The 12,671-nt window shown below is 71.3% G+C and carries 14 protein-coding genes; 10 read left to right on the forward strand and 4 right to left on the reverse strand.

Translation table 11 applies throughout. The features are described from left to right. Positions 1–7: 7 nt before the first annotated feature. Entirely contained in the window at positions 8–745 is a 738-nt protein-coding gene (locus tag WMF43_RS10425) for an ABC transporter ATP-binding protein (protein ID WP_437679379.1), read from the forward strand. A 100-nt stretch (positions 746–845) separates the two neighbouring features. Here WMF43_RS10425 and WMF43_RS10430 read toward each other — a convergent pair whose 3' ends face one another. From WMF43_RS10430 to WMF43_RS10440, 3 genes are all read right to left on the reverse strand, one after another. Continuing rightward, positions 846–2,930 (reverse strand): FAD-dependent oxidoreductase, encoded by a 2,085-nt coding sequence (locus tag WMF43_RS10430; RefSeq protein WP_437679381.1) that lies wholly within the window; start codon positions 2,928–2,930, stop codon positions 846–848. A 122-nt stretch (positions 2,931–3,052) separates the two neighbouring features. Continuing rightward, positions 3,053–4,096 (reverse strand): arginine N-succinyltransferase, encoded by a 1,044-nt coding sequence (locus WMF43_RS10435; protein WP_437679382.1) that lies wholly within the window; start codon positions 4,094–4,096, stop codon positions 3,053–3,055. Positions 4,097–4,284: 188 nt separating this feature from the next. Beyond that, a complete protein-coding gene (locus WMF43_RS10440; protein WP_437679384.1) occupies positions 4,285–5,130 on the reverse strand; it encodes a shikimate dehydrogenase in 846 nt (281 codons plus the stop codon). 47 nt (positions 5,131–5,177) lie between these two features. On the opposite strand from WMF43_RS10440, the gene lepB reads away from it, so the two are divergent. The 4 genes from lepB (at position 5,178) to WMF43_RS10460 (ending at position 7,743) form a co-directional block, all read left to right on the forward strand. Then, positions 5,178–5,912 carry a signal peptidase I gene (gene lepB, locus WMF43_RS10445; RefSeq protein ID WP_437679386.1) on the forward strand — a complete coding sequence of 245 codons (735 nt, stop codon included), beginning with the start codon at positions 5,178–5,180 and terminating at the stop codon, positions 5,910–5,912. A 273-nt stretch (positions 5,913–6,185) separates the two neighbouring features. Continuing rightward, a complete protein-coding gene (locus WMF43_RS10450) occupies positions 6,186–6,692 on the forward strand; it encodes a hypothetical protein (RefSeq protein ID WP_437679388.1) in 507 nt (168 codons plus the stop codon). Between the two features lie 131 nt (positions 6,693–6,823). Further along, on the forward strand, positions 6,824–7,072 hold the full coding sequence (locus WMF43_RS10455; RefSeq protein ID WP_437679390.1) for a hypothetical protein: 249 nt from the start codon (positions 6,824–6,826) through the stop codon (positions 7,070–7,072). Positions 7,073–7,074: 2 nt separating this feature from the next. Next, positions 7,075–7,743: a sigma-70 family RNA polymerase sigma factor gene (locus WMF43_RS10460; RefSeq protein ID WP_437679392.1), complete on the forward strand. Its 669-nt coding sequence runs from the start codon at positions 7,075–7,077 to the stop codon at positions 7,741–7,743. 99 nt (positions 7,744–7,842) lie between these two features. On the opposite strand, the gene WMF43_RS10465 is transcribed toward WMF43_RS10460, so the two are convergent. Beyond that, positions 7,843–8,268 (reverse strand): hypothetical protein, encoded by a 426-nt coding sequence (locus WMF43_RS10465; RefSeq protein WP_437679394.1) that lies wholly within the window; start codon positions 8,266–8,268, stop codon positions 7,843–7,845. A 151-nt stretch (positions 8,269–8,419) separates the two neighbouring features. Here WMF43_RS10465 and WMF43_RS10470 point away from each other — a divergent pair, with 151 nt between their 5' ends. The 5 genes from WMF43_RS10470 (at position 8,420) to WMF43_RS10490 (ending at position 12,666) form a co-directional block, all read left to right on the forward strand. Continuing rightward, positions 8,420–9,184: an SDR family oxidoreductase gene (locus tag WMF43_RS10470; protein WP_437679395.1), complete on the forward strand. Its 765-nt coding sequence runs from the start codon at positions 8,420–8,422 to the stop codon at positions 9,182–9,184. A gap of 275 nt (positions 9,185–9,459) precedes the next feature. After that, positions 9,460–9,672 carry a (2Fe-2S)-binding protein gene (locus WMF43_RS10475; RefSeq protein WP_437679397.1) on the forward strand — a complete coding sequence of 71 codons (213 nt, stop codon included), beginning with the start codon at positions 9,460–9,462 and terminating at the stop codon, positions 9,670–9,672. Between the two features lie 188 nt (positions 9,673–9,860). Then, entirely contained in the window at positions 9,861–10,331 is a 471-nt protein-coding gene (bfr, locus tag WMF43_RS10480; RefSeq protein ID WP_437679399.1) for a bacterioferritin, read from the forward strand. A gap of 207 nt (positions 10,332–10,538) precedes the next feature. Then, positions 10,539–11,894 (forward strand): sigma-54-dependent transcriptional regulator, encoded by a 1,356-nt coding sequence (locus WMF43_RS10485; protein ID WP_437679401.1) that lies wholly within the window; start codon positions 10,539–10,541, stop codon positions 11,892–11,894. A 394-nt stretch (positions 11,895–12,288) separates the two neighbouring features. Then, complete coding sequence (locus WMF43_RS10490) at positions 12,289–12,666, forward strand: response regulator (protein ID WP_437679403.1); 378 nt, start codon at positions 12,289–12,291, stop codon at positions 12,664–12,666. The last annotated feature ends 5 nt before the right edge of the window (positions 12,667–12,671 follow it).

Raw genomic sequence — 12,671 nt, forward strand, 5'->3', positions numbered from 1 at the left:
TCACCCCATGTCCACTCCGCTCGTCGTCGTCGAAGACCTCCGCAAGACGTTCGTCCACATGGGCCACGAGCTCCACGTGCTCTGCGGGCTCGACATCGTCATCAACCAGGGCGAGGTCGTGGCGTTCGTGGGCCCCTCGGGCGCCGGCAAGAGCACGTTCCTCCACTGCATCGGCACGCTGGACCTCCCGACGAGCGGCAGGATCCGGCTCGGCAACGACGAGCTCACCGGCCTCTCGAGCGCGCGGCTCGCGGCGATCCGGAACCGGACGATCGGCTTCGTCTTCCAGTTCCACCACCTCCTGCCCGAGTTCAACGCGCTCGAGAACGTGATGATGCCGGGTCTCATCCAGGGCAAGACGCGGCGCGAGATGGAGCCGCTCGCCAAGGCGCTGCTCGCGGAGGTCGGCCTCGCGGCGCGCACGACCCACCGGCCGGGCGAGCTGTCCGGCGGCGAGCAGCAGCGCGTGGCCCTGGCGCGCGCGCTCGTCCTGTCGCCGAAGTTGATCCTCGCCGACGAGCCGACCGGCAACCTGGACACGACGACGAGCGGCTCGATCCACGAGCTGTTCTTCGAGGTGAACCGCCGGCACGGCACGACGATCATCGTCGTGACGCACAACCTCGGCTTCGCGGAGTCGATGCCCCGGGTCGTCACGATGCGCGACGGGCGCATCGAGAGCGATCGCCGCAAGGAAGAGCCGCGGTCTCCCGCCGTCGTCGAGGCGACGTCGGCGACGGCCTGACGAGCGGGCCTCGCTCGCCGCGCCCCGGCCCGCCGCCGCCCCGGCCCGCCGCCGCCTCGCCCGATCCGCCGGCCCGGCGCGCCTGCCCGGGGGCCGCGCGTCAGCTCGAGAGCCTCTCCCCGATGATCTGCGCCGCGCGGAGCGACATGGCCATGATGGTCATCTGCGGGTTCACGCCGAGCGACGAGGGGATCGCGCTCCCGTCGCACACGTAGAGCCCGGCGACGTCGTGCGCCTGGTGGTCCGGCCCGAGGCACGACGACCGCGGATCGACCCCGATGCGGCACGTCCCGAGCGGGTGGAACGCGGCCACGTCCAGGTCGCCTGCCTTGATCTGCCGCGCCCTGAGCCGCTCCAGGTCCGCGGGGCTGTTCACCTCGTCGCACCCGGCGACGAGCGGCAGCACCCGCCGCGCCCCGGCGGCCAGGAACACCTCGCAGAGCAGCTCGATCCCGCGCTGCATCTTCGCGGTGTCCTCCTGGTTCATCGTGTAGAGCACGAGCGGCGAGCCGCCGAGCCCGGGCCTGACCTCTCCCCGGCTCGTGTCCTTGATCATGAACCCGAACGTCGCGAGGTGCGGGTACCGCTCCATCAGCTCCGTGTAGCGGTGCCCCGTCCAGGGCACGGCGAGCGCGGCGACGTCGAACGGGAGCGAGCCTCCCTCGAACATCAGCCCTTCGTCGGCGAAGTGGTCGATCTGGTACCCTTGCGGGATCCCCTGCCACTGATCGATCCGCTCGTCGAAGAGCGCCATCACCTTCGAGGCCGGGTGGATCGAGAGGTTCTTGCCGAGCATCCCGCTCGACAGGCACGCGCCGCTCCGGCGCAGGAGCAGCGGCGTCATGAGCGCCCCTCCGGCCACCACGACGGCCTCCGCCCTGACCACGAGCCGCGGCCGCCGCCTGCTGCCCTTGCTCGCCCGGCCGGCGGCGCTCACGTCGCTGCCGAGCGTCGCCGTCGCCCCCCGCGCGCGGCCTGCCACGATGTCGATCGTCCTGACGTGCGCCGCCGTGATGAGCTGCGCCCCCCGCTTCAGCGCCTCGGGCACGTAGCTCACGTCGGTCGAGCGCTTCGCCCCGGTGGGGCAGCCGAAGCAGCAGAGGCCTTGCCCGTCGCAGTCCGGCGCGTTGCGCACGAGCGGCCCGTGCTGGTACCCGAGCCGCTCCGCGCCGCGCCGGATGATCGGCCCGATCGCCCCGAGGTGCAGCGGATCGGCCGGGGCGACCCGGAGCATCTGCTCGACCCGCTCATAATAAGGAGCGAGCCCTTCGGACGAGAACTCCGCCGGCAGCCCCATCCCTTCGCGCCACGACGCGAAGGTGCGCTCCGGCGCCCGGTAGCACGTCCCCGAGTTGATCACGGTGCTCCCGCCGACGGCGCGCCCCGCGAACACCGGGATCCCCACGTTGCCCAGGGCCACGGCGAGCCCGTGATCCCGGTACATGTCCCGGTACGCGCGCGCCGGCCGCCCGGTGAAGCTCGACCGGCGGTGGTAGTCGCCCTCCTCGAGCATGAGCACCGCGTGCCCGCGCGACGCGAGCTCGTAGGCGGCGGCCGCGCCGCCGGCCCCGGTGCCGATCACGAGGACCTCGCACTCGAGCTCCAGGTCCTCCTCGATCTCGCGCCCGTTCGTCACCTGCGCGAGCCACCGGGGCTCCTCGTCCCGGACCGTGGGCAGCTCGTAGCGGCAGCCGACGTGCTTGAACATCTCGGGCCGGTCGAAGTGGAGGAACCGCAGCGGCGTGAGCACGGCCTTGAGCAGCGCCCGCAGCGCCCGGTTGCGGCTCTGCTCGAAGCCGCGCAGCACCTCCATCCGCTCCTCCAGCGGCAGGGCCGACAGCGGCCGGAGCCGGATCGGCACCGGGGCGAGCTCCAGGGCCCAGAGCGCCGCCCGCAGCCCCTGCCCGAGGTGCGGCGGGATCGCGGAGAGCCACCCCGAGAGGCGGCTGGCGGTCTCGGCGCCCGCGCCGCCGAGAAAGCGGCCGGGCGGCATCGCCGCCTCCGCGACGGCGGCGGCGATGCGCAGCTCCCGCCCCGAGAGACCGGGCTCCGCGCCCGCGCTGCCCCCGGCGGCGGGCCCCTGCTCCGCGCCGCGGCCGTCGTTCTGCTTCGTCGCCCCGGGCCAGAGCCCCCTCCGCTCCAGCGCAGGCAAACGCCCGAAATCGAGGTCCAATCCCAGGGTCATGGCGGTACGAACCCCCTGCGATAACTTCTATTAATTCTGTAGCAACAGAATTGTGACAATGCAAGGCGACGTGATCGCCCGCTCCGGAGCGCCCCGGGCGGCGCGCGCCCGGGCGCCGGTGGTCACGGCATCGGGAGGATCCAGATCGGCATGAGCGGCTGTAGGGACAGGTGCTCCCAGGCGTCCTCGGCGATGGCCACGCCGCGTTGTCCTTCGTCGCGGAAGCTGGCGGCGACCGCGCGGAAGTAGGGCGGCTCGGGGTACTCGAGCGCGAGGATGCCCTTCGGGTCCGACGGGCTCGGATCGAGCGGACGGCCGGCCTTGGCCTTCCGGGTGTCCCTCACGAGGGAGATCTCGTCCATGTGGGCGGTGAAGTGGGGGCCGCCGTCGAACGGATCGACGCGGTGGGCGTAACGGAAGCCGATGCGGCGCAGGAGCTTCTCCACCCCCCGCGTCTGCGCCCCGACTTTCCCGATCACGCGCTGCGCGTCGTCGGGCAGCAGCGAGGCGTAGATGGTCCCTTCCGGGAAGAGCGCCTTGATGAACTCCTTGTTCTTCTTGGAAAGGAGGTCTGCTTCGGCGTAGCTCATGTCGGTGAACTTGCGCCCGAGCGCCTCCCACAGGTGGCTTGTCCCGTCCGGCTCGAGCGGGGGCATCAGCTCCGCGAGGATCTCGCTCTGGAAGAGGTCGTGGCGAGCGGCCATGTAGAGAAAGCGGACATACGAGATCATCGTACCGAGCTTGTCGGTCCCCTTGCGGTAGTCCGGCATGAGCACGAGTCCGCCGATCTCCGTCGGGCCGTTGTACGAGTAGCCGATGCGCAGCACGGTGTGGTGAAAGTGCTTGTCGATCGTGGCCGAGTACTTCTCCTCGTCGAGCACGTCGAAATAGATGTAAGGGACGCCGCGCCGCCCCAGCTGCGCGATGATCATCGATGTCCCGACGATCGCGCCTTTCCCGCCCTTCGTCAGATCGACGAGCACGAAGACGTATTGGCGGAGGCGGGGGTCCTGGATCGCCCCGCTGAAGCTCCTGTGGCTCTCGGCGACGATCTCGTGGATAGCGTCACGGTTGTTCGGGAGGTTGACCGAGTTCAGGTGGCGCGCGACGCTGAGGAGCTGCTCCTCATCTCCGGTCACGGCTGCGCGTATCTCGAACGAGATCATCGCCAGAAGCCTACGCGTGGCGCCCGCCCTCCGCCATTGTTCCGGAGCGGCGCGCGAGGTGCACAACCGACGTCGTCGGTTGTCCACGCCGAGCGCAGGCGCCCGCGCCGGGAGAGGCGCCCATGCCGAGCGCGCGCCGCGCGTGGGCAGCTGGAAGCAGGGCGAGGTCGCCGCGCGGCGGACGCGCGTCAGCCGAGCTGGCCGCGCAGCGCTTCGTCCATGGCGGCGAGCGGCGGCTCCCGGCCGGTGTACAGCCGGAACTGCTCTGCCGCCTGGTGGAGGAGCATCCTCCCGCCGTGAACGGCGGTCGCGCCGCGCCGTCGCGCCGCTTCCACGAGCGCCGTGATCATCGGTTTGTAGACGATATCCATCACCAGGAGATCCTCCCGGAGCGCCTCCTCCGGGACGGGGCTCCGCGGGTCCACGTCGGTCATACCGAGCGAGGTGGCGTTGACGAGGACGTCGTGGTCGGCCGAGAAGGCCTCGCGGCCGAGCGGCGCCGCCGTTCCGCCGACGGCCGCCGCGAGCTGCCGCGCCTTGTCCAGGTCGCGGTTCGCGACCGTGACGGAGGCGCCGCGCTCCGCGAGCCCGAACGCGACGGCGCGCGCCGCCCCTCCGGCGCCGAGCAGCAGCACCCGGGCGCCTCCGAGCTGCGTCACCTCCTCGAGGGCCCGCACGGCGCCGATCCAGTCGGTGTTGTACCCCCTGAGGCGCCCTTCGTCGTTGACGATCGTGTTGACCGCCCCGATCCGCGCTGCGACCGGGTCGATCTCGTCGAGCAGCGGAATTACCGCCTGCTTGTAGGGCATCGACACACCGAGGCCGCGGATCCCGAGGGCGCGCATCCCGCGTGTCGCGCCTTCAACATCGGTCACGGAGAACGGGATATAAGTAAAGTCGAGCCCCAGCGCGCGGTAGCCGGCGAGGTGCATGGCGGCCCCTGTCGATACCGGATGACGCGAAATCGAGCCGCAGAGCGTGAGGCGGCCCAGGACTTGGGAGGATGATGCCGTCGATGAAGTACAGCCGTGCATGCCGCGAAGCTGGCTGGTCCGAAGCGGGGATGCTAGCCCCGCGTGCGATGAATGAGCCCGGCTCCCCCCGGCCGGCGGTGGACGCTGCGACCGCGTGCCTCGAGCCCGCGAAGGCCAGCCTTCTCCTGCCGCGACCCGACCGCGCGCTCGCGCGGCGCGCCCTGGAGACGCTCGCGCCGGCCTGGCGCGGCCTCCTCAAGATCCTCGCGGCGCTCGCGATCCTCACGCTGGGCCGCTCGACCCTCGCGGACCAGTACCACGTGCCCACGGGCTCGATGTGGCCGACGATCACCCCGGGCGATCGCATCCTCGTCGACAAGACCGCCTACGGGCTCCGCGTCCCGCTCGCGGACGGCTACGTGTTCGAGCGCAGCGGGCCGCACGTCGGCGACGTGGTGCTGTTCGCGGACCCGCGGGGTGGCTCTACCCTCCTCGTCAAGCGGGTGATCGCGCTCCCCGGCCAGACGGTCATGCTCCGGGAGGGCGTCCTGTACGTCGACGCCGTCGCGCAGCCGCTCGAGCGGCTCGGAGACGGCACGATGGTGGAGCACCTCGGCGGCGTCGCGCACGCGGCCGGCGAGCGCGACCTCGCCGCGTTCGGTCCGGTCGTCGTGCCGCACGACCACCTCTTCGTCATGGGCGACAACCGCGCCGCCTCGCTCGACAGCCGGGCGATGGGCGCGGTCCCGAGGGAGCTCCTCCGCGGCCGCGTGCTCCGCGTGGTGTACCACCACGACGCCGCCGGCTTCGACCTGTCCCGCGCCCTGCGGAGCGTCGACTAGCGCGCGCACCGCCCGCGGCGCGCCTTTTCTTCGGCCTTCCTCTTCCTGTTCCTGATCTCTTCCGAGCGCGCCTCCCTGCGGCGCGTGCTCCGTTGCGTTCAGCGCAGTGTCCTGCGCGGCGCAGCGTCGTGCGCAGCGCAGGACGCTGCGCCGCGGTCGATACGTCCACGATGGTCTTTTCTTCCGCCGCTCTCTGTGCCGCGCCGCGCGGCCGGCACGGCATGGACAGACGGCGCGAACCGATCAACCCTCACGTTCATGAGGAATCTTGCTTTGCTTGCCGGTCTCCTCTCGACCTCGCTGATCGGATGTGCCGGCGCTCCGCCGCCTCCGACCGAACAACCCGAGCCCTCGCAGCCGGCAGCGCCTGCGCCGGAGGCCGCGCTGGAGCACGAGCCGAAGGAGGCAGAGCCCGCCGCGGCGACACCGTCCGCGGCGTCGACGCCGTGGGGGGCGACTGCCTCGCCGCGGCGCGACGACTCCGTGCCCGACGACTATGCGCTCATGCACGGCGACTGCGTCGAGCTGGGCAAGCAGCTCACGGAGCTCACGCGCACGGAGCAGGTCGCGGCGATGAGCGCCAAGCTCACGGCGGAGCAGCGCGGGGAGGCCGAGCGAAAGATCGACGCGGACGCGGCCGCGCTGGGCGCGCAGTACGCCCAGGCGTGCGAGCAGAACGTCGGCAAACACGTGCACCCGAAGTCGCTCCGGTGCGCCTTCGACGCGCGCAGCGTCAAGGCGTTCGACGCCTGCCTCAACGCGTCGCCGCCGGCGAAGTGACGCCCCCGCGACGCGCTCCGCGGCCCCCGTGCCGGATGACGGCCTCCCGCGCCGGATGACGTCCCCCCGTGCCGGATGACGTCCCCCCGCGCCGGATGACGGCGCTGCCGGTGCGGATATAATGGCCATCCATGGACGCATCGCTCCTCGATGACCCCTGGATCGCCGCTCAGGTCGACGCCGCCGTGGCGCCCTACGTGAACCGCCTGCCGGCGCACGAGGTCGCGTGGATGCGCGAGCAGCTCGCGGAGGTCCTGCAGCACGACGAGGAGGCGATGCGCCTGCTCCGGCGCGCGCACCCGCGCGAGGTCGACGAGAGCGGCGAGCGGGCGTTCGGTGTCGTCGGCGCCGGCGCGCCGGGGCGCGCCAAGGCAGGCTGACGGTGCGCGCTCAGGAAGACCCCCTGTTCAAGGAGGGGCTCGCCCAGCTCCAGCTGGTCGCGAAGCGCATCGCGCGCCGCCTCGGCCGCCGTGTCCCGGTCGAGGACCTCGTCGCGCTGGGGTACCCGGCGCTGCTCGACGTCGTGCGGACGTACGACCCCAGCCGGTCCACCTTCGCCGCGTACGCCGCGAGGAAGATCCGGTGGGCCATCTTCGACGGCCTCCGCCGCGAGACGCGGTGGCGCTCCGCGGCCGCGCGCGCCACCGCGCTCGCCGCGTCGGCGCGCTTCGCGGAGGGGCGCGCGGCCGACGACGACGCCGACGCGCCTGCCACGCAGGAGGCGTACGCCGCGCGGCTCGGCGGCCTGCTCGCCGGGCACGCCGCCGCGATGGCGCTCGGCCTGCTCTCGGCCCACGGCGACGTCGCCGCGGTCCCCGACGCGGCCGACAGCCCCGAGGAGCGGGCCTCGCGCGCGCAGCTCGCAGAGGCCGTGCGCCACGCGGTCCGCGAGCTCCCCGAGCGCGAGCGCGCCCTCGTCGAGCGCCACTACTTCGACGACGAGCGCTTCGATCAGATCGCGCAGGATCTCGGCATCAGCAAGAGCTGGGCGAGCCGGCTGCACAGCCAGGCCATCGAGCGGCTGGGCGAGCTGCTCCGCGCGAAGCGCTGACGGCGCTCCGCTGCGGCCGGTCGCCCGCCGGCGTCAGCGCTGGCGGCTGTCGGTCGCCCGCTGACGTCAGCGCTGGCGGCTGTCGGCCGCCCGCCGGCGTCAGCGCTGGCGGCTGTTGACCGACTTGAGGTACGGGGCCCGCTCCTCGTCGCTGATCGCCTCGTGGCTGATCACCCGGTGGTCGCGCGGCAGGAAGCTCACGAGCCGCACCCTCATGTGATCGTGCAGGACCTTCATCCCTCCCTTCCGGCGGAGCTCCGCGGCCTCCTGGAAGGTCTGCGCCTTGGGCTCGTAGGCGATCATGTGCAGGTCCCGACCGAACGGCTCGGGCAGGTCCTCGACCTCGACGACCTTGTAGATGCGGATCCCGCCGCTCTTCTCGGCGGCCGCGACCACAGCGCCCACGACCAGGTCCTTGCCGGTCGGATCGGAGGTTTCGGGGACAGGGGGCGCGCCGCGGTCGCAGGCCGGCGCGAGCGTCAGGGCGCCGGCGCACAGGGCGGCGGCGAGCGCGATCGACCTCATGGGCGCTGAATAACATCGCTGCGCACGGGCGCAAGCGGCTAGCGGAAAGCGCGCGGCGGCTCGGTTCGGGCCGCGATGCCGCCCGCCGTCTCGTGGTAGACGGGGCCTTCGAGACAGCGGTCGGGAGCGATCGATCGGGAGGAGTGCGATCATGCGACTCGAGGACACGAAGTTCGTCGTCACAGGCGCCGCCCAGGGGCTAGGCCGCCACTACGCGCTGCGGCTCGCGGAGCTCGGGGGCCAGGTCGCCGCGGGCGACGTGAACGAGGAGGGGCTCGCGTCGCTCGTCGAGGCGAGCCAGGGGCTCAGCGGAAAGATCCACGCGCGGCCCCTGAACGTGGCCGCCGAGGCGGAGGTCGAGGCGTTCGTCCGCTTCGCGCACGAGGCCATGGGCGGCCTGAACGGCCTCGTCAACAACGCCGGCATCCTGCGGGACGGCCTGCTCGTGAAGAAGGATCGCCAGACGGGCGCGGTCGTCAAGCTGAGCGCCGCGCAGTGGCAGGCGGTCATCGACGTCAACCTGACGGGCGCCGCGCTCATGGTCCGCGAGGTCGTCGCGAAGATGGTCGAGACCGAGCAGAAGGGCGTCATCGTCAACATCAGCTCCATCGCGCGCCACGGCAACCGCGGCCAGTCGAACTACACCGCCGCGAAGAGCGCGCTCGCCGCGAACACGAAGACCTGGGCGCTCGAGTTCGCGCCGTTCGGCATCCGCGTCGGCGCCGTCGCGCCCGGCATGATCGAGACGCCCATGACGCAGGGCATGAACGCGAAGGCGCGCGACGCCCTGGTGGCGATGATCCCCGTCGGCCGCATCGGCCTGCCCGAGGACATCTGGCAGGCCGTGCGCTTCGTGATCGAGTGCGAGTACTTCAACGGCCGCTGCATCGACGTCGACGGCGGCCTGACGATGTGACGCCGTCGCGGCGGCCCCGCCTCCGCGCCCGCCGCCGCCTCCGCGCCCGCCGCCGCCGCCGCCTCCGCGCCCGCCGCCGCCCTCCGCCTCCGCGCCCGCCGCCGCGCCCAGCCCTCGTGTACCGCCGCCTCCGCGCCTGCCGGCGGGGCCCCCTCCACCTCTGGCCATCCCTGGCGCGCCCCAAATCCCGGCAGGACGTTCTTGCTTGACGCATCGATATTGAAAGCTATGTTCAATATCAATCCTACCCGTTCTCGTAGCCGGGGGTCTGCCGCATGTACGTGTGTCTCTGCATGGGCGTCTGTGATCGAGAGATTCGTGAAGCGATCAACGAGGGGGCCTGCTCCGTGGCGGAGGTGATGGAGTGCACGGGCGCCGGCACGCGGTGCGGCTCCTGTGAGCCGACGATCGCCAAGCTCGTCGGCGATCGCGAGGCCGCGCCCGCGCCGCGCCGCCTCGTGATGGCGCCGGTCTCCAGCGCCGCCTGACTCTCCAGGCGCTCGCGGACAGGGCCACGGCTCCCGCGGGCGTGCAGGCTCAGCGGCCATCCTCCATCGAAATTTCTTGCGCACTTCCGCAGACCTTGCGCATTTGACCTGGGCGCCGGCGCTGCAGCCGGCGCCGCCCCGCCCTCACGGGCGGGCAGCAGCAGGGGCAACGAGCGCGAGAGGGTCCGATGAAGGGTGCGAAAGAGATCGTCGAGGCGTTGAACGAGGTGCTCGCGGGGGAGCTCGTCGCGATCAACCAGTACTTCTTGCACGCGAAGATGTGCGCGAACTGGGGCTTCGTCACGCTCGCCGCCCACGGGCGCGCCGAGTCGATCGATGAGATGAAGCACGCCGACGCGATCATCGACCGCATCCTCTTCCTGGAAGGCCTGCCCAACCTGCAGCGCCTGGACACCCTCCACATCGGGCAGACCGTGCCGGAGCAGCTGAAGAGCGACCTCGAGCTCGAGTACCACGCGGTCAAGCGGCTCAACACGGCGATCGCGCTCTGCCGCGACAAGGGCGACCGGACCACGGAGGAGCTCCTGGCCAGGATCCTCGAGTCCGAGGAGGAGCACATCGACTGGCTCGAGACCCAAATCGGGCTGATCGAGAAGCTCGGCGAGACGGCCTACCTCTCCCAGCAGATCCGCGACTAGGACGGGGTGGGGGACCACCTCCGCGCCGGCGTGCGCCTCGCGGCCCGCCTGGCGGCGGGGGCCGCGCTTGACGTACGATACGCTGGACGCATGTCCAAGACGCCGCGGACGACCGCGCTCGCGCGGCTACGCGCCATCTCGGCGCGTCGGTCGTGATCGTCGCGCCGCTCTCCCTGAGCCAGGGGGCGAGCGCGGCGGGGGAAATCCATGTCGAAGATTCTTGTCGTCGATGACCAGCGGAACATGCGGACCACGCTCGCGATGATGCTGCGTGGTGCCGGGTACGAGGTCGATGAAGCGGCCGACGGCAGCGAGGGGGCCGACCTCGGCGCCAAGGGCGCGTACGACGTCGTGCTGACCGATCTGCGGATGGGCGGCTTCGACGGGATCGGCGTCCTGCGCGCGGTGAAGGAGTCGAACGCCAACACGGAGGTCATCGTGATGACCGCGTACGGCACCATCGAGAGCGCGGTGGAGGCGATGCGGCTCGGCGCGTTCGACTACATCCAGAAGCCGTTCTCGGAGCAGGAGCTGCTCGTGAAGGTGGAGCGCGCGATCCAGAACCGGAAGCTCACCGGGGAGGTCCAGCTGCTCGCCAGCGAGTTCAAGGAGCGCTACCGGTTCGAGAACATCGTGGGCCGCTCGCAGGCGGTGCGCGAGGTCCTGGGCCGGATCGTGAAGGTCGCGCCGACGGACGCGACGGTGCTCATCACCGGCGAGAGCGGCACCGGCAAGGAGCTGGTCGCCAAGGCCATCCACGCCAACAGCAAGCGCGCGGACCGCCCGTTCGTGCCCGTGAACTGCGCCGCGATCAGCGAGACGCTGCTCGAGAGCGAGCTCTTCGGCCACGCGCGCGGCTCGTTCACGGGCGCGATCTCGGCGAGGAAGGGCCTGTTCGAGGAGGCCGACGGCGGCACGTTCTTCTTCGACGAGATCGCCGAGACCCCGCTCACCTTCCAGGCGAAGCTGCTCCGCGCGATCCAGGAGAACGAGATCCGCCGGGTCGGCGAGAACAAACCCATCCACGTCGACGTGCGCATCATCGCCGCGACGAACCAGGAGCTCTTGACCGCGGTGGCGGAGAAGCGGTTCCGCCAGGACCTCTACTACCGGCTCAACGTCGCGCGCTTCGTGCTCCCGCCGCTGCGCTCGCGGCGCGAGGACGTCCCCATCCTCTGGGAGTTCTTCCTGGAAAAGTACAACCGGAAGATGAGCTGCCGCGCGCGCGCCGCGGACGGCGTCGTCGAGGCGCTGACGCAGTACGACTTCCCTGGAAATATCCGGGAGCTGGAGAACATGGTGGAGCAGGCGGTCGCCCTCTCGGGCGGCGGCGTCATCAGCGTCGACGACGTTCTCCCCGCCGCGGTGCAGCCCAAGCGGCCGGCCGAGGGCGGCGGCAGGCTACTCGCGGACGTGGTCGACTGCGCCGAGCGCCAGGCCATTGAGGCGGCGCTGCGGGAGTGCGACGGCAGCCGAGAGCGCGCCGCCGAGGTGCTCGGGATCAGCGCGACGACCCTCTGGCGCAAGATGACCCGGCTGACGATCACGTATCCGCCGGCGTGATCCGCCGCGCGCTCCCCCGGTCGAGCGGTCGCTGCCCGCCAGGCTGAGCAGCGGAGCCCTCACCGCTGCGCGGTCGCTGCCCACCGGGCTGAGCTGTTGTGGTCATCCGACCGAGCTCTCGCGCGTTCTCCAGGCTCGCTGTGACTGCCCGCCAAGCTGAGCAACACACCTGACTCGGCAATGAATCAGGCCAGCTAGCCCACGATGGATTGCAGCTCTGCAACGCCGGTTCATCGGGATTTGCCTTAGTGCAATGGGTCAGCTGCTGTAGAATGTGCTCATCTGTTTCACTTCGGCGTCAGCGACCGCACCGGGACGATTCCTCAGTTTGGCCCGGCGATTGCTAAGTAGCTCAGGCGTAGAGATGGCGGCGATGGCCGCAGGAGGACGCTTAATGGCCCGCATGCTGATCGTGGACGGCGAGAACTCCCAGCGTCGCGCTCTCTCGGCTGGGCTAAGCGTCGAGGGGTTCGAGGTCGCGTTCGCCGCCTCGTACCAGGAAGCGTTCCGCATCCTCGGCTCGTCCCCCGTCGACGTGGCGATGATCGACCTGATGATGCCCGACCTGAACGGGCTCGAGCTCGCCCGCGAGATCCGGCGTGCTTACCCGAAGGTGCGGGTCGTGCTCTCCAGCGCGTATCACCTCTCCGCGCGCCAGGTCGAGCGCACGGACTGCGGCGCCGTGGCCTTCGTGCCGAAGCCCTACAAGGTGGGCGAGATCTGTCGTTTCCTCCGCGCCGAGACGAACGTGCTCACGCCCGCGTCGTGCTAGTAGCG

This window comes from Sorangium sp. So ce131, assembly GCF_051519095.1.
Classification (GTDB): domain Bacteria; phylum Myxococcota_A; class Polyangia; order Polyangiales; family Polyangiaceae; genus Sorangium.

Excerpts from the sequence above, each read along its gene's own strand:
- WMF43_RS10440 (WP_437679384.1), bottom strand. The coding sequence starts at position 5,130 with ATGCACGGCTGTACTTCATCGACGGCATCATCCTCCCAAGTCCTGGGC.
- bfr (WP_437679399.1), top strand. The coding sequence starts at position 9,861 with ATGAAGGGTGCGAAAGAGATCGTCGAGGCGTTGAACGAGGTGCTCGCG.
- WMF43_RS10490 (WP_437679403.1), top strand. The coding sequence starts at position 12,289 with ATGGCCCGCATGCTGATCGTGGACGGCGAGAACTCCCAGCGTCGCGCT.
- WMF43_RS10485 (WP_437679401.1), top strand. The coding sequence starts at position 10,539 with ATGTCGAAGATTCTTGTCGTCGATGACCAGCGGAACATGCGGACCACG.
- WMF43_RS10425 (WP_437679379.1), top strand. The coding sequence starts at position 8 with ATGTCCACTCCGCTCGTCGTCGTCGAAGACCTCCGCAAGACGTTCGTC.
- WMF43_RS10430 (WP_437679381.1), bottom strand. The coding sequence starts at position 2,930 with ATGACCCTGGGATTGGACCTCGATTTCGGGCGTTTGCCTGCGCTGGAG.
- WMF43_RS10455 (WP_437679390.1), top strand. The coding sequence starts at position 6,824 with ATGGACGCATCGCTCCTCGATGACCCCTGGATCGCCGCTCAGGTCGAC.
- WMF43_RS10435 (WP_437679382.1), bottom strand. The coding sequence starts at position 4,096 with ATGATCTCGTTCGAGATACGCGCAGCCGTGACCGGAGATGAGGAGCAG.
- WMF43_RS10465 (WP_437679394.1), bottom strand. The coding sequence starts at position 8,268 with ATGAGGTCGATCGCGCTCGCCGCCGCCCTGTGCGCCGGCGCCCTGACG.
- WMF43_RS10470 (WP_437679395.1), top strand. The coding sequence starts at position 8,420 with ATGCGACTCGAGGACACGAAGTTCGTCGTCACAGGCGCCGCCCAGGGG.
- lepB (WP_437679386.1), top strand. The coding sequence starts at position 5,178 with ATGAATGAGCCCGGCTCCCCCCGGCCGGCGGTGGACGCTGCGACCGCG.
- WMF43_RS10475 (WP_437679397.1), top strand. The coding sequence starts at position 9,460 with ATGTACGTGTGTCTCTGCATGGGCGTCTGTGATCGAGAGATTCGTGAA.